Source organism: Flavobacterium sp. (genome assembly GCF_027483985.1).
In the GTDB taxonomy this organism is placed as follows: Bacteria; Bacteroidota; Bacteroidia; order Flavobacteriales; family Flavobacteriaceae; genus Flavobacterium.
The window spans coordinates 115812-131829 of sequence record NZ_JAIXTJ010000011.1 but is presented as its reverse complement, the minus strand read 5'-3'; the positions used below and the strand labels follow the sequence as shown (position 1 = coordinate 131829).

The window sequence follows — 16018 nt, the reverse complement described above, 5'->3', positions numbered from 1 at the left end:
AATTACTATACAAAAATAGCACAATTGTTGAGACTAAAAATTATATCTTTGCGATAAATAAATTTTATTTATGAGTTTAGGTAAATATTTAACCAGTCGTGTTTTTTTCGCTCAATGTTTAGCAGCATTAGCTATTGTTGGTGTTTTGGCTTATTTGTTTTTTCATTGGATTACTTTTATTACCAATCATGGCGATGAAATTACAGTTCCAAATCTGTCAAAATTAAATCCGGAGCAAGTAGAGGAGAAGTTAGACGAACTTGATTTGGATTATCAAATAATCGATACGGTTGATTATCAGCCTGATTTCCCAAAACTCACGGTAGTGCAACAAGAGCCAACTGCAGGCTCAAAAGTGAAAGGTGGACGAACTATCTATATCAAATTAAATGCTTCGACATTTAAAATGGTTGTGGTGCCAGATTTAATTGATAAGACTTATCGTCAAGCAGTTCCGACGTTGAAAGCACTTGGTTTGCAAGAAGGAACCATAAGATACATTCCGTATATAGGAAAAGATATGGTACTTGAAATGTGGATTGATGGTGTGAAAATTCAACCGGGAAAAAAAGTATACAAAGCCACTAAAATTGATTTAGTACTTGGAGACGGAAAAGTCGTTTTTGATGAAACACAACTTGATTCCATTCCAGAAAATAATGTCCCAATAGATTCCATGTCGAATGAACAATAATATAGATTTACAAGAACCAGAAGAAGAACTCTACGAACATTATAAGTTTGAAGTTCCTAAAGGTCAGGCGTTTTTAAGAATTGATAAGTATTTGATGCTTATGGTTCCGAATGCCACACGAAATAAACTTCAAAATGCGGCTAACAACGGTGATATTTATGTAAATGATGTGCCTGTTAAGTCTAATTACAAGGTAAAACCATTTGATGTAATTAGAATTTTATTATCGCATCCACCTTTTGAAAACCGAGTTGATCCGGAAGACATTCCATTAGATATTGTCTATGAAGATGACGCATTGTTGGTAATCAACAAACCACCCAATTTTGTGGTGCATCCGGGTCACGGAAATTATACTGGAACGTTGGTTAACGCGTTGGCTTTTCACTTTGAGAATTTACCGTTAAACAGTTCCGAACGACCAGGATTGGTACATCGCATTGATAAAGATACTTCGGGACTTTTGGTAGTAGCCAAAACCGAAGCTGCGATGACGCATTTGGCCAAACAATTTGAAGATAAAACATCTGAAAGGGAATACATTGCCTTAGTTTGGGGAAATGTGAAAGAAGACGAAGGAACAGTGGTTGGTAATATTGCACGACATTTAAAAGATAGAATGCAAATGGCTGTTTTTGCCGATCCAGAAATTGGAAAGCACGCTGTAACACATTATAAAGTAATTGAACGATTAGGATATGTAACGCTACTTTCTTGCAAATTAGAAACGGGTAGAACACATCAAATTCGTGTGCACATGAAGCATATCGGACATACGTTATTTAATGATGAACGTTATGGCGGTAATTTAATTTTAAAAGGAACTACTTTTACTAAATACAAACAGTTTATCGATAATTGTTTTAAGACCTTACCAAGACAAGCACTTCACGCTAAAACACTAGGGTTTATTCATCCGAATACTGGCGAAATGATGCGCTTTGATACTGAAATTCCGAAAGATATGGCGGATTGTATTGAGAAGTGGAGGAATTATTCCAAATCAAATACTTCAGACGACGAAGAATAAAAAAAAGACCTTTAGGATTTCTAAAGGTCTTTTTTTATGCAAATATTTTATCTTCTTAGTTGATGATAATTTTCTTAGTAATCGATTGATTATTCGATGTTAACTTCAAAAAGTAAAATCCTTGAGATAAATTTTCAATACTAAAAGTATTGTTATCAAATGTAGGATTATTGATTTGTCTGATAATTTGTCCGTTAACATTTACTACTTCAATAGTGTCGATGGCAACTGAACTGTTGATGTTAATTTTTTGATCGTTAGATGGATTTGGATAAACAGTAACATTAGAACTCATTTCGAATGAATCGTTAGCAAGAGCGTTTACTGTAGCACATTGAGCACTCCAGATAGCACAAACATAATTTGGATTATCAATAAACGGATTTCTGTTGCCTTGGAAATTATATATCGCATTATTCTGAGCGATTTCTTTTGGTGAAACCGGATCTTGCAAATGCCATTTAATTAACAGTAGAATGAAATTATCGCTAAAAACTTTATTGGTTGAACCATCAAACATGTTTTTGGCTTGACAAGAATTAGCATTGGCAGCATTGTAAAAGTCATCCATAAAATCTTCGTAGCGTGTAGCAAAGTAGAAGTAAGCACGAGCTACATCACCTTTAAATGCATCGATTGGTTCAAATACTGTTCCAGCGTAGTTAGAAAAACCATTAACGGCATTTGTTCCTCTTTTAGAACCATTAGAAGAAACATAACTTCCTGAAGCAACAACACCAAAAGGGAAGTTATTTCGGTCACCATTTACTTTTCCGTCAGATGGCACTACGTGAAAAGGATCGTTCTTCATCGGATCTACTTGAAAGCCATCAAAGTAAGATTGTGGTACAAGATGTTCTCTGTTATAGCAATCACCTTCACCACTATAAGAACCACATTGTTGTCCAGTAGAGGTGTATTCGTATGCGTCAGTTCCGGTAGGATTTTCAGAATACATATCTAAAAGGGAACCATTATTTTCATAATAGTTATCTCTAAAAGCCGATTGTGTATATAAATTCCAAAGCGCGCCATAACCTTGATCGATATGACCCGTTGTAATTCTTGTTTTTAATTGTGTTTTAAGTGTGTAACCTGAACCTGTTGCGGAATTGTAATATCCGTTTGGTATTTGTGCAAAACACCAACTTGAAAGTAAGATTAGTAATAAGGTATAATTATTTTTCATAGTAATTTTTATAATTTTCGTTCTAAAAGTGCCATATAAAATCCGTCAAAGCCTGATTCTGAAGCTAATACTTTTGAATCTTTGACAAAGGTAAAGCTTTTTCCGATTTCAGTACTTAAGAATTTCTTAATTTGTTCCTGATTTTCAGAAGGTAAAACCGAGCAAGTAGCATAAACTAATTTCCCACCTGGTTTTACTATTTTAGAATAGCTTTCTAGCACTTCAGCTTGCACTTTTCTGATATTATCGATAAATTCAGGTTGTAATTTCCATTTAGCATCGGGATTTCTTTTTAAAACTCCTAAACCGCTGCAAGGTGCATCAATCAAAACTCTATCTGCTTTTTCGTGCAGTTTTTTAATCACTTTTGTGGTATCAATTATGCGGTATTCAATATTAAAAGCACCATTTCTTTTAGCTCGTAGTTTTAATTGCTTTAATTTGCTTTCATACAAATCCATTGCGATTAATTGGCCTTTGTTTTCCATTAATGAAGCCATATGAAGCGTTTTTCCTCCAGCACCAGCGCAAGTGTCAACCACACGCATACCTGGTTGAACATCTAGAAATCTTGCTACTAATTGAGAAGAGGCATCCTGAACTTCAAATAGGCCTTCTTTAAAAGCATCGGTTAAAAATACGTTAGCTCTTTCAGTAAGAACCAAAGCATCGGGTTGGTCTTTTAGGAATTCCGTTTCGATATTTAAATCCATTAAAATGGCACGAAGTTTTTCTTTCGTAGTTTTTAATGTATTAACTCTCAGGATTACTTTGGCTTGTTGATTTTGAGCTGCAATTTCTTTGGTCCAAAGTTCTTCGCCAAGTTCAGCAATACCCACTTCATCCATCCAATCAGGAATCGATTCACGCATTTTTCTTATTTTAGATAACTCGTCGAATTTTCCTTTAATTTTTCGTTCAGGTGTTCCTTCAAGTTGTCTCCAATCTGGAATTGGATAACCGCGTAATACAGCCCAAACGGCAAATACTCTCCACAAATCATCTCTATCAAAGGGTTCTTTAACAGCAGCAATTTCTGAATATAATCGTTTCCATCTTACAATTTCGTAAATGGTTTCTGCGACAAATTTTCTATCGGAACTTCCCCAACGTTTGTCTTTTTTTAATGCACGTGCAACGACTTTATCGGCGTATTCTCCTTCATTGAAAATTGCGTTCAAAGAATCTATTGTGGTGTAAACTAAATTTCTATGTAATCTCATTGTTTTTTAATCAGCTTGCAAAGGTATTGCTTTTAATAGAAACAAAAAAAGTATTCATTAAAACTTCTTGTGTTTAACGAATACTTTTTCAGGGTATTTAAATGAATTTAATTTGATTTACATTCAATGCGTCTCATTTCAATTTTTTCTGGAGCGTGAAGTACCAGCGGAAATTGTTCCACTTTAACCGAGCTACTGTCTAAACCAAAACCTTTTTCTTCTGACAAACTGAATTTTTTCATAAAGAAGTAACCACCCATCACGGTGTTTTCAAAGAAGGTTAAATCACTATCGTTAGACAAGAATTTCTCTGAAAGAACAAATTTGAAATCTCCAATAATATTATTTTTGTTCAATGATTCATAACGACTGGTGATATCAACTTCGCCGCGTTGCACCATATCTTTAATTACTTGTTTGAACATCAAATTGATTTTAGTTGGTTCTCTAAAGCCAAGGTAGAAATCAATTCTGTAAATATCATCCTGAACAATTTCAGTAACGCGATATTCTTTTTTGTAAGGTTCACTTAAAATGTTTACGTGAATAAACCAATAAATATCAGCTCTTTTTGGTCTTTTTTGCAAGATCGAATACATCACTTTTTCCTCTATTTCATCACTTCGCATAGAGTTGGTCATATATACAAGGTGTGTAGCATATTTCGGAATCGATAAATCGACACTTAGTTCAGCTAGTACTTTTTTATAGTCTTCTATTTTTACAATTTTAGTGTAGTTTTTACTAATTTGTTTGGCCAAATACCAAGTTGACATTATCGAAATTAATATTACAGCAATGATTAATGTTACAAAACCTCCGTGTAAAAATTTGGTTACGTTAGCGTATAAGAAACAGAATTCGATAACTAAATATAGCGTAATTAATGGTATGATGAAGTACATTTTAACGCGCTTCATTATCAAATAAAAATTTAGCAAAACAGTGGTCATAATCATCGTTAACACAATAGCTAGACCATAAGCGTGTTCCATATTGCTAGATTCTTTGAAGTATAAAACGATACCAATACAACCAACAAGTAACAACCAATTTATTGACGGAATATACAACTGACCTTTTTCTTCGGTTGGATATTTAATTCTAGCTTTTGGCCAGAAATTCAAGCGCATAGCTTCGTTAATTAAGGTAAACGATCCACTAATTAATGCTTGAGAGGCAATAACTGCTGCTAAAGTTGCAATCACAACACCAATTGGTTGAAACCAAGTTTCCATAACTAAGTAAAAAGGATTTGCATTTTTACCGCCTAATTGTTGTAATGTACTTCCTTCGTGAGATATCAAATAAGCTCCTTGACCAAAGTAGTTTAACAAAAGCATTATTTTTACAAAAATCCAACTTACTCTGATGTTTTTTCTACCGCAATGTCCCATATCAGAGTACAATGCTTCCGCACCAGTTGTACATAAAAATACCGCGCCTAAAACAAAGAAACCTTCTGGATGTGCAGATAATAAATTATAAGCGTAATAGGGATTTAGCGCTTTGAAAACTGATAAATTTTGTACCAATTGAATGCTTCCCAATACACCTAACATTGTAAACCAAATCAACATCATTGGAGCAAAAAACTTACCAACTAATTTGGTTCCGTATTGTTGAATAATAAATAGAATACACAGAATAACGATAACAATCGGAATGGTATTTAATTCTGGTTTAAAGATTTTAAGACCTTCTACTGCTGATGAAACAGAAATAGGTGGCGTTATGATACCGTCAGCTAACAGTGTACTTCCTCCGATGATTGCGGGTACGATTAACCATTTAATTTTTGTTTTTTTAACTAAGGCAAACAACGCAAAAATCCCACCTTCACCGTGGTTATCGGCGCTTAAGGTGATGATTACGTACTTTAAAGTTGTTTGCAAAGTAAGCGTCCAGAAAATACAAGAAATTCCTCCTAAAACGATATCAGATGTTATGGCATATTGGCCAAGAATGGCTTTCATAACATATAAAGGCGAAGTACCAATATCTCCAAAAATGATTCCTAGTGTAACTAATAATCCAGCAGTAGATAACTTGCTGTGAATGTTTTGATGGCTGTGTGAGCTCATAATTAATTAATAAAAGAATGCAAAGTTATTCATTTTAGCAATTTGAAATAAAAAAAGCATCGAATATTTTCGATGCTTCCTAGTTTATATTAATTATAGATTATCTTCTACCTGAATTTCCACCTCTATCTGATGAATTTCCACCTCTTGATGAACTACTTGAACTTCTTTCTACACCAGTACTTCTTGATGTTGAGGCACTTCTTGATGGCTCATAAGAATTTCCTCTTGTCGTTGGAGCGCTTCTTACTGTTTCACTAGAAGGTCGAACGCCGCCAAAAGAATTATTTTCTCTTACAGGCGATGTACTTCTCACAGTTTCAGATGAATTGTTTCTGATAGTATTGTTATTAGTTCTAACGCCACCATAAGTTGCATTTTCTCTAACAGGCGATGTGCTTCTCACAGTTTCAGATGAATTGTTTCTGATGGTATTGTTACTAGTTCTAACGCCACCATAAACATTATTTTCTCTTACAGGACTAATTTCTCTAACAGTTTCAGATGAATTGTTTCTGATGGTATTGTTGTTAGTTCTGACGCCGCCATAAACATTATTTTCTCTTACAGGTGACGTACTTCTTATAGTTTCAGATGAATTGTTTCTGATGGTATTGTTATTAGTTCTAACTCCACCATAAGTTGCATTTTCTCTTACTGTTCCATTTGTTGCATTGCCTCTTGTGATGCCGTTATTTCTCGTATTGTTGAACGCAACGTCTCTTGTGGTTCTTGTTCTATCCAATTCATATCGGTTAGTGTAACCTGAATTTCTGTGACCGAAAGAACGAGTTGGATATTGTCTTTCGCAATAATTAGCTCTTCTACCATAGTAATTATTGTAAGCAACGTGACATCTTCTGTAATTTACATAATTGTATTGGTGACTGAAATTAATCCATAAACCAATGTTGTGACGGTATCTAAAAACCGGACAAGGACTCCAATAAGTATAATAGCTTGGATAGTAACCCCAATACCAACTTGAACAATATGGACGGTAATTTGGAACCCAGAAATAATTATAAATTACTGGTACGTTTACATAAACTGGTTCGTAGATGTAGTTACTTCCATACATATAAACGTCACCAACGACTTGCACTTGTACACGATTGTTGGCGTCTTTCTCTACTTCAACGGTGCAAACATCTTGAAATTGATCACGACCTAAAACCGATTGTACTACAATTAAATGGGTTCTTCCTTCAACCGATTCAATAACTCTCAAATAATCAACTTGATTATCATTATTTAAATCTAAATTAGAAATTTGGGCTTTAGGATCGTTGATTCGATTTTCAAAATCTTCTAAATTTTTAGATTCACCAAAAATAGAAGCAATAGCTTTTAAATCTAAGTTGTCACTAATTTCAGAACTTGTAGCATTTACAGTTGTTCTGTCTTGGGCAAATGAACCTGCAAATAGCAAACTCATTACTGTCGAAAAAAATATTTTTGATTTCATAACACAAAGTATTAAAGGTTTATAATAGCATTTGTTAGCATAAACCAATTTTTGTGCCAAGATTTTTTATTCACAAATCATTAACACAAAATTATATCGTATTTTAGCACGGTTAACAGATTATATTTTATGAAAAAATCTCTTTTTTTATTGTTGCTTTCAGTTGTTTTGACTTCTTGTAAATCGGCTCAAATTGCTGATCATACTTTTTTCACAAAAGCCAAGATAGACACTATTTTAAAGGACAAAATTAGTATTCGACCAATTACAGTTAGTTCAGATAAAGTATGGTATGCAGCCGATAAAAATAGGGTAGGATTTGTTAGTTTAACCAATGCTAGCAAAATGGAACGAAAAATAAATAAAGATTCACTAAAACTAGAATTTAGAAGTATCGCTCAAACGACAACTTCCATTTTTATTTTAAATGTTGGAACTCCTGCATTGCTTTATAAGTTTTCAAAAGATTTGCAACAGAAGACTTTGGTGCATCAAGAACAAAACGAAAAGGTTTTTTATGATAGTATGCAATTTTGGAATGATCAAGAAGGAATAGCCATTGGTGATCCAATTGAAAATTGTTTTTGTATGCTAATAACTCGTGATGGCGGAACAACTTGGAACAAAATTCCGTGTAAAAATTTACCAGCAATGAACGAAGGCGAAGCGGCATTTGCAGCAAGTAATACTAATATTATCATCAAAGGAACAAATACTTGGTTGGTTTCTGGTGGCAAAAAATCAAGAGTTTTTTATTCGCCAGATAAAGGTATTACTTGGAGTGTTTATGAAACACCAATTGTTCAAGGTGAAGCAATGACCGGAATTTTTACAGCCGACTTTTATGACAATAAAATAGGATTTATTGCAGGTGGAAATTATGAAAAACCAAAACAAAATTTTCAAAATAAAGCACTAACAACCAATGGCGGAAAAACTTGGAAATTAGTAGGCGAGAACACCGGATTTGGATATACTTCTTGCGTTCAATTTGTTCCAAATGGTAAGGGTAAAGAATTGGTTTCAGTGGGCATAAGTGGTTTGTTTTATTCCAACGATAGCGGAACAACTTGGTCACAATTTAGCACTGATGCCTCGCTATATACCATTAGGTTCATAAACAGAACTACCGCAATTGCTGCTGGTAAAGACAAAATCGTGAAAATTACTTTTGAATAATAAGATATAGTAAGTAGCATAAAAAAAGTGACCTTCAATCGAAAATCACTTTTTACTTTTATATTAAATTTTAAGAGCTAAACTACTATCTACTTTTTTTCTTGTCGCGGTATTGTTGCAGTAGTTTTTTACTGAATTCTTCTTCCGCTTTTTTAAGTTTTAAAATTTTTGTGGCCGGAATTACATTTTTCAAATTCGCGATAAATTTCTTTTTTAGTTGGTATAATTCCTCTTCGGTAGCTTCCATTTGGCTTAACAATGTGGTTGCCTCTTTTTCAGTTAATTTATCAGTAGCACTATCAGCTTTACTCATATAAGCTCTCATTTTTTGCTTTCTAATTTCGTGTTGTTTGTCTTCAAACGCATTGTATAAAGGCCAAAATTTAGCAGATTCCTCTGATGTCAAATCCAATTCATTTGTGATGAAAGCAACTTTTAAGGATTTAATTTGTTCCTTTTTTTCATTAAATCGATTTCCGGGTTGTGCATACGAACTAATGGTTAGAAAGGCCAATAATAGCGTGATAATTTTATATTTTTTCATTTTGTTTTATTTAATTTGTAATGTAATCTTCAATTTGATTGGTGTTTAAAAGTACTTCTTCTAAGGCATCTTCCTCTATAGCATTTGAACTTGATAATGCAATATTTTTGATATCCTCTTCATCTAATAATTTCACAATATCATCATCCGATAAGGACGAATGTTGCGTTAAATAATTTTCAATTTCATTGGAAGCAATTTCTTGACTATTATTTTGTAGTAGGTTTGCTACAGGAATGCTAAGTGTTAAAACTACAATGGCTGCTGCCGCATATAAAATTCTGCTGTATTTTGCATAAAATGAAATTACTTGTGGTTCCTCTGAAGGTATTTGGTTTAATATTTTTTCAGAAAAAGAAGCAAAGTAATCCTCTGGAATTTTGAATCCCGAAGTTATTTTCTCGTTGGTATTTAATTTAAAATCATTCATAATGTATATTGGACAAAGTTTGTTTGAAAAGGTTTAATTGGTATTCATATAATCTTCAATTTTTTTAACAGCGTGATGGTAAGAAGCTTTCAATGCACCAACCGATGTTCCTAGGATTTCAGATATATTTTCGTATTTTAATTCTTCAAAATATTTCATTTTAAAAACCAATTGTTGTTTTTCAGGAAGTAATGCAATGGCTTTTTGTAACTTTATTTGAATTTCGTTTCCATCAAAATAGACGTCTGATTGTAAATTCTCTACAATTTTGGTTTGCATAGCTTCACTGGTCGTGCCGCTTCTTTTGGCTTTGCTGTTGATAAAAGTGATAGCTTCATTAGTTGCAATTCGATACATCCAAGAAAAGAGTTTGCTATCGCCTTTAAAATTTTTGAGGTATTGAAAAACTTTGATGAAGGTGTTTTGTAAAACATCATCAGCATCGTCGTGATTTAAAACAATATTTCGAATGTGATTGTACAACGGTTTTTGAAAATCACGCAAGAGTTTTTGAAACGCTACATTTTGCGTTTTTGGGTCTAGTAATTCTTTTATGAATTCTTTTTCTTCTTGCAATTCAGATAATTTATCTTATTCAAAGCTGTTATACCAAGTTAGAATAAAGAGAATCAAAAAGGTTTAACACGGCAACCATTTTTTTATGAAGTTTTAGATTACGGCGTCGCTTCTGGTGCTGCGATTGGCGTAGAAACAGAAGTAGAATCAACTGGTTTTCTGTACGCTGGTCTTGCAACAACTTTTGGATAAACAGGAACATAAACTTCGGTTACCCATTTCGACGGACTTTTATTATCGTCCATATTTTTAGTGTAGACTTCAATAATTTGCTGCGACGTATTTCTAACCAAATTGTTTTTTGCAATGTGTTGGTAGGCTTTATTCCAAGTTTGCTGTGTGTGTGAATAATCACCGGTCAACGTTGTTTTCAGAGCGGTATAAGGCTTGAGTTCGCCCGATTGCATATCGCTACCAGGTGAAATAAAAATGGAATCTCTTATAGGCATACAAACTGAAAAACCAATTATATCATTAGTTCGGTCGTATTTGTGATAAATAATGAAAGGCTTTCCGTTCATTACTAAACTGTTTTTTTCAAAGAAACGGCGCATTCTTGGCAGCATAATTTTTATGTTACGTGTAATGTCTTTTTCTTTACAAAATTTGAATTGTTTTAGATAAAAACCTCCTGGTCGATTCACAATTCCGTTTATTTTTATGGAATAGGTGTTAATTTCGTAATCTAAAGTTTTATTAAGATTTTCTAAACTTTTTTCATTAGCATCGCCAACAACGCTATTGATTCCTCCTTGAAAGAAGGCCAGTACTTTCGATTTAAAATCTAAAGTTCCTTTACTGCTCCAAGTTACTTTTGTGCCACCAACGGTATCTTTGAATTTCCAAGAAATTTGAGAGTTTTCATTATTCGAAACCATTTTTTGTGAAATACTGTCATTTTCCTTCACGTAAATAGTTTTCAAGTTTCCAGAATTAGAACCGCTTTGCCAAGAACACGAAGCGCCTTTGCCAGCCGAAAGTTCAGGATAAGTAAATTTTATAGATTCGTCTTCTAAAATCCACGAATTAAAAGTTTCCCAATTGCGATAATCATTGATGTAATTGAATACGGTTGCTCTCGGATTTTTAATTACTTTGCTTCTTGTAACATCATAATTAGCTTTTTGTGTGGCAACAAAAACCGACAATCCTATTAATATAAGGAATAGTAATAAAAAGATATATTTAAGTATTCTCATTAGAGGTTAAGAAATTACGACGTAAATGTAAGAAATTAATTTTAGTATTAAACAATTCTAAATGTCGAACTTGTTTTACAATTAAATTCACAACAGTCGATTTCTCTAGTAACTATTAGTTAATGCTTTAAGGAAATTTTGATTATGAATAATAACAGAATAAATCCAAAAAAACCTAAAAGTATTTTATAATTTCCCTTATAAAACATAGTATGAAGTGCTTTATCTTTTCTGTAAGCATAAATCATTGCAAAGACAAAAGCAATTATAAATAATACAGCAAATACCAATTGACCCGTTGTAAACATAATCTTTATTTTTTCAACAAATTTAGGCAATTGTATTCATAATTTGTATTTTGGCTTCCTAATTAATTTCAAAAAAATGCAAAAACAAATTAATGCTGTTAAAGAATTTCATACTGCTTTTGGTATTGGATATAGTGAAACAATGCGCGCCCATTTAGGTGACGATAAAAACTTACTTCGTTTTAATTTAATGAAAGAGGAAAATGAAGAATACTTAGAAGCGGTTCAAAATAACGATATCGTAGAAATTGCCGACGCACTTGGTGATATGCTTTATATTTTGTGTGGAACCATTATCGAACACGGCTTGCAAGACAAAATTGAAGAAGTTTTTGAAGAAATTCAAAGAAGTAATATGAGCAAACTTGGCGAAGACGGACGACCAATTTATAGAGAAGACGGAAAAGTAATGAAAGGTCCAAACTATTTCAAACCTAATTTTGAGGAAATATTGAAGTAGTCTCAGTTTTCAGTCTCAGTCTCAGTTTCCGGTTTCAGTTTTCAGTTTACAAACTGCAACTGAATACCGTGACTGAAAACTATTAAAGCATCTTTTGAACAAAAACGCTGTGCAGCCATCGATCAAATTTGAATCCTGAATCTTTTATGGTTCCAACTATTTCAAAGCCGAATTTCTTATGAAAATCAATACTACTTTGGTTTTCAGCATCAATAACACCAATCATTGTGTGAAGTTGTTGTGCTTTAGCCAAATCAATTAAGTTAGCAAGAATTAATTTTCCAATGCCTTTGCCAATATGATTGGGATGCGCATAAACCGAATGTTCGACGGTAAATTTATAAGCTTCACGAAATCGGAATTCACTATAATAACCAAAACCAACCACAATTTCATTTTCAATAGCAACAATGATAGGAAACCCTTTTTGAAGTTTGTCTTCAAAAATTGCTATTTGATTTTCTAAACTTCGCGGTTGATAATCATACAAGGCTGTGGAATTTAGAATATTATAATTTATAATTTCTAAAATTGCGGCTGTATCGTCAATTTGGTAAGGTCTGATGTTGATTTCCATGGCTCAAAAGTAATAAAGATTTTTCAAACACATAGAAACATAGATTCAATAAACTGATAAAGATGCTTTGCATTTATATAGATTTCATAGCTATGTTTTCTCTGAAAAACGAAGTGACTTAAATTAGTATTCAAAAAACTATGTTTCTCTGTGTTTAAAATTACAAATCAACAAATAACTTTGTAACTTTGTATAATCAAAAGCCTAGATGACTTTGCGCCTTTGTGCCATAAAAATTTAAAAATGAAATACCCAAAAATACCTTTAGCCCAATCAATTATAGAAATTTTCAGGCTTAAAGGAATTCACAATATAATAATCTCTCCAGGTTCTAGAAATGCTCCATTGACAATTGGGTTTGCGCAGCATCCAGATTTTACTTGCTATAGTATTGCCGATGAACGTTCGGCTGCTTTTTTTGCTCTAGGAATGGCACAACAAATTAAAAAACCAGTTGCTGTAGTTTGCACTTCCGGTTCGGCTTTATTAAATTATTATCCTGCATTTGCTGAAGCATTTTACAGTCAAATTCCGTTTATTGTGCTTTCTGCTGATAGACCACAAAGCAAGATCGATATTGGCGACGGACAAACGATTCGTCAAGAAAATGTATTTGCTAATCATTCGTTATATAATGCTAATCTTACTGAAAATGCATCCTATGAAAATGATTTTTTAATAAACGAAGCCATCAATTCGGCTTTCGCCAAAAAAGGTCCAGTGCATATCAACGCGCCTTTTGAAGAACCTTTGTACGAAACGGTTTCTGAATTAACTGTTGAACCTAAAGTGATTTCTGCTACAGCAAAAGAATTTATTTTCGACGAACCTATTTCAGAATACGCCAACATTTGGAACAATTCTAAAAAGAAATTAATTCTTGTTGGAGTAAACGAACCCAACGCAGTAGAGCAGAAGTTTCTTGACAAATTAGCCAATGATCCATCGGTTGTAGTAATGATTGAAACCACTTCTAATTTGCACCATCCAAAGTTTATAAATACTATAGATTCGATAATTACACCCTTCACACACGAAGACTTTTTAGAATTTCAACCCGAAATTTTAGTGACTTTTGGTGGAATGATTGTGTCGAAACGCATCAAAGCTTTTCTTCGAAAATACCAATCCAATCACCATTGGCATATTGATGATTTAAGAGCTTATGATACTTTTGGTTGTCTAACCAAGCATTTTGAAGTCGCGCCTAATTTGTTTTTTCAATCGTTTTTTATGTTGACAGAAATGGTCGAAAGCAATTACAATCAGCATTTGCAAGATGTAAAAGCGTTACGTCAAAAACGAAGTTTAGAATACTTAGCCAAAATTCCTTTTACTGATTTTAAAGTATTTGAAAAAGTACTTCCGGCTTTGCCTAAAAATTCACAGTTACAAATCAGTAATAGTTCACCTATTAGATACGCCCAATTATTTGATATTGATCCAACTATAGAAGTGTTTAGTAACCGTGGCACAAGTGGCATCGATGGCAGCACATCAACTGCAATTGGAGCTGCTGTTGGTAGTAAAAAACCAAACGTATTCATTGCAGGCGATATCGGATTTTTGTATGACAGCAATGCACTTTGGAACAATTATATTCCTAAAAATTTCAAAATTATTTTGATTAATAATGGTGGTGGTGGCATTTTCAGAATCCTGCCAGGTCACGATGAAACACCGGTTTTTAATACGTTTTTCGAAACATCACATTGTTTGACAGCAGAACATTTATGCAAAATGTACGGTTTAGATTATCATATTGCAAGCAATGAAACTTCGTTAAATAATGGATTAAAATTATTATTTTCTAATGATGATAAACCTATCTTATTAGAAGTATTCACGCCGACTTTAGAAAACGATAAGGTTTTGTTACAATATTTCAAGGAATTGGTTTAATTTTATCAAAAGTTAACTGTCGGATTGATGAAAAAAATTATTGTCTTTATTATTTTTATTCCACTGATGGTTTTTTCACAGCGCTATCAGAGTCCTAAATTTTCTTTCGATATTGCCAGTGGCGTTTATACTAATTTTAGACAATGGAAAGAGAACGGTGTAACTGGTGGCTATCAAATTTCTTATAATAAGGATGGAATGGTTTACAGTGCAAATGTCATTGTTGGTTTTGGGATAAGTAAAAACATAAACAATAATAACGGCTATTTTCAAGCATTTTTAGAGTCAGATGCGTTGATTGGAAGAGAAATTCATTTAGGAAATGAGTTGTTAGTAATACCACAAGTCGGATTGGGATATTTACATTATACCAATCATTTTCAAGGCGAAAAAATGAATTTAATTGGTGTGCCGGTGCAATTCAAAATAACGTTTTTCAAAAAAAGTAGGTTGACACCAGCTCTGATTCCGAGGGTTATTTTTAATAAGGTACAAAACAATTATTCTTTACTTTTTGCTCTTAATTTCAAGTAAAAATTTCTTCCAGTAAGGCTTTCCGTAATCGCAAAAAATTTCCTCACCAGATTTTATTTTTCGGATGGCCACTAGACAAACTCTATTATTTTCATCTAAAGTTATTTTGGCATTATTTTTAAAGTCAGTATTTGAAAACACACTGGCATCATTGGCATACTTTGCGAAGCAATCGGTGTTTTTACAATCTAGAATCCTTCCGTTTGGAAGCTTCATAAAATACTGATTGGTATTGTTTTGTATCCGCAATTCGGCTTCTTCATTAGATAGAATTTCTCCTTTAAAAACCGAAATAATTTCGTCTTTGTAAATGTCAATAGCCGTATACAAACCTTTTCCCGCATTAGGAAGTTGCGAAATTTCGACGTACAAATAATCCGATTCTTGCGCTTCAATAGAATTGCTATCCATTTTTTTAATCAAATATAAGAATTTCAGGAGCAATAGCATCTTCAGAAATCAACTTCAATGGGCATTAAAGTCACTTCAACTGATTTTTTGAAAAATGCAATAAGCAATTATTAAAAAATTGTATCGAGAACTTTAGAAACGAAAATTTGTCTTATGCGAGTTCTTGAAGTATTTCACAAAAAGCTAAATGCATTATTGGAAACACTAAAA

Annotated in this window: 16 protein-coding genes; 6 read left to right on the top strand and 10 right to left on the bottom strand. The window is 33.1% G+C overall.

Annotated features, from left to right (window positions below):
- The first annotated feature begins 70 nt into the window (after window positions 1-70).
- Together Q0050_RS02455 and Q0050_RS02450 are read left to right on the top strand one after the other, a co-directional pair.
- A complete protein-coding gene (locus Q0050_RS02455) occupies window positions 71-694 on the top strand; it encodes a PASTA domain-containing protein (RefSeq protein ID WP_298392331.1) in 624 nt (207 codons plus the stop codon).
- The gene (locus tag Q0050_RS02450; RefSeq protein ID WP_298392329.1) at window positions 684-1724 is read left to right on the top strand and encodes an RluA family pseudouridine synthase; all 1041 of its coding nucleotides are present in this window, start codon (window positions 684-686) and stop codon (window positions 1722-1724) included. The genes Q0050_RS02455 and Q0050_RS02450 overlap by 11 nt, the downstream gene beginning before the upstream one ends.
- Before the next feature lie 55 nt (window positions 1725-1779).
- Here the strand turns inward: Q0050_RS02450 and Q0050_RS02445 are convergent, their stop codons facing one another.
- The 4 genes from Q0050_RS02445 to Q0050_RS02430 form a co-directional block, all read right to left on the bottom strand.
- Window positions 1780-2913: an endonuclease gene (locus Q0050_RS02445; RefSeq protein ID WP_298392327.1), complete on the bottom strand. Its 1134-nt coding sequence runs from the start codon at window positions 2911-2913 to the stop codon at window positions 1780-1782.
- Between the two features lie 8 nt (window positions 2914-2921).
- A complete protein-coding gene (locus tag Q0050_RS02440) occupies window positions 2922-4136 on the bottom strand; it encodes a methyltransferase domain-containing protein (RefSeq protein WP_298392325.1) in 1215 nt (404 codons plus the stop codon).
- Between the two features lie 107 nt (window positions 4137-4243).
- Entirely contained in the window at window positions 4244-6220 is a 1977-nt protein-coding gene (locus Q0050_RS02435) for a KUP/HAK/KT family potassium transporter (protein ID WP_298392323.1), read from the bottom strand.
- A 100-nt stretch (window positions 6221-6320) separates the two neighbouring features.
- Entirely contained in the window at window positions 6321-7688 is a 1368-nt protein-coding gene (locus Q0050_RS02430) for a hypothetical protein (RefSeq protein ID WP_298392321.1), read from the bottom strand.
- A gap of 129 nt (window positions 7689-7817) precedes the next feature.
- Here Q0050_RS02430 and Q0050_RS02425 point away from each other — a divergent pair, with 129 nt between their 5' ends.
- Window positions 7818-8867 (top strand): sialidase family protein, encoded by a 1050-nt coding sequence (locus Q0050_RS02425; RefSeq protein WP_298392319.1) that lies wholly within the window; start codon window positions 7818-7820, stop codon window positions 8865-8867.
- Between the two features lie 85 nt (window positions 8868-8952).
- Here the strand turns inward: Q0050_RS02425 and Q0050_RS02420 are convergent, their stop codons facing one another.
- From Q0050_RS02420 to Q0050_RS02405, 4 genes are all read right to left on the bottom strand, one after another.
- A complete protein-coding gene (locus Q0050_RS02420) occupies window positions 8953-9411 on the bottom strand; it encodes a sensor of ECF-type sigma factor (protein WP_298392317.1) in 459 nt (152 codons plus the stop codon).
- Between the two features lie 10 nt (window positions 9412-9421).
- Window positions 9422-9841, bottom strand: coding sequence for a hypothetical protein (locus Q0050_RS02415; protein WP_298392315.1), 420 nt, complete (start codon window positions 9839-9841; stop codon window positions 9422-9424).
- Window positions 9842-9874: 33 nt separating this feature from the next.
- On the bottom strand, window positions 9875-10417 hold the full coding sequence (locus Q0050_RS02410; RefSeq protein ID WP_298392313.1) for a sigma-70 family RNA polymerase sigma factor: 543 nt from the start codon (window positions 10415-10417) through the stop codon (window positions 9875-9877).
- A gap of 98 nt (window positions 10418-10515) precedes the next feature.
- On the bottom strand, window positions 10516-11616 hold the full coding sequence (locus Q0050_RS02405) for a GyrI-like domain-containing protein (protein ID WP_298392311.1): 1101 nt from the start codon (window positions 11614-11616) through the stop codon (window positions 10516-10518).
- A gap of 384 nt (window positions 11617-12000) precedes the next feature.
- On the opposite strand from Q0050_RS02405, the gene Q0050_RS02395 reads away from it, so the two are divergent.
- Window positions 12001-12384: a nucleoside triphosphate pyrophosphohydrolase family protein gene (locus Q0050_RS02395; protein WP_298392307.1), complete on the top strand. Its 384-nt coding sequence runs from the start codon at window positions 12001-12003 to the stop codon at window positions 12382-12384.
- Window positions 12385-12466: 82 nt separating this feature from the next.
- Here the strand turns inward: Q0050_RS02395 and Q0050_RS02390 are convergent, their stop codons facing one another.
- Window positions 12467-12961: a GNAT family N-acetyltransferase gene (locus tag Q0050_RS02390; RefSeq protein ID WP_298392305.1), complete on the bottom strand. Its 495-nt coding sequence runs from the start codon at window positions 12959-12961 to the stop codon at window positions 12467-12469.
- Window positions 12962-13204: 243 nt separating this feature from the next.
- On the opposite strand from Q0050_RS02390, the gene menD reads away from it, so the two are divergent.
- Both menD and Q0050_RS02380 read left to right on the top strand, forming a co-directional pair.
- Window positions 13205-14863, top strand: a complete 1659-nt coding sequence (menD, locus tag Q0050_RS02385; protein WP_298392303.1) for a 2-succinyl-5-enolpyruvyl-6-hydroxy-3-cyclohexene-1-carboxylic-acid synthase — start codon at window positions 13205-13207, stop codon at window positions 14861-14863.
- A 27-nt stretch (window positions 14864-14890) separates the two neighbouring features.
- Entirely contained in the window at window positions 14891-15397 is a 507-nt protein-coding gene (locus Q0050_RS02380; protein WP_298392301.1) for a hypothetical protein, read from the top strand.
- Here the strand turns inward: Q0050_RS02380 and Q0050_RS02375 are convergent.
- On the bottom strand, window positions 15371-15808 hold the full coding sequence (locus tag Q0050_RS02375; RefSeq protein ID WP_298392298.1) for an SET domain-containing protein-lysine N-methyltransferase: 438 nt from the start codon (window positions 15806-15808) through the stop codon (window positions 15371-15373). The two genes, Q0050_RS02380 and Q0050_RS02375, sit on opposite strands and share 27 nt — an antisense overlap.
- Window positions 15809-16018 lie beyond the last annotated feature (210 nt).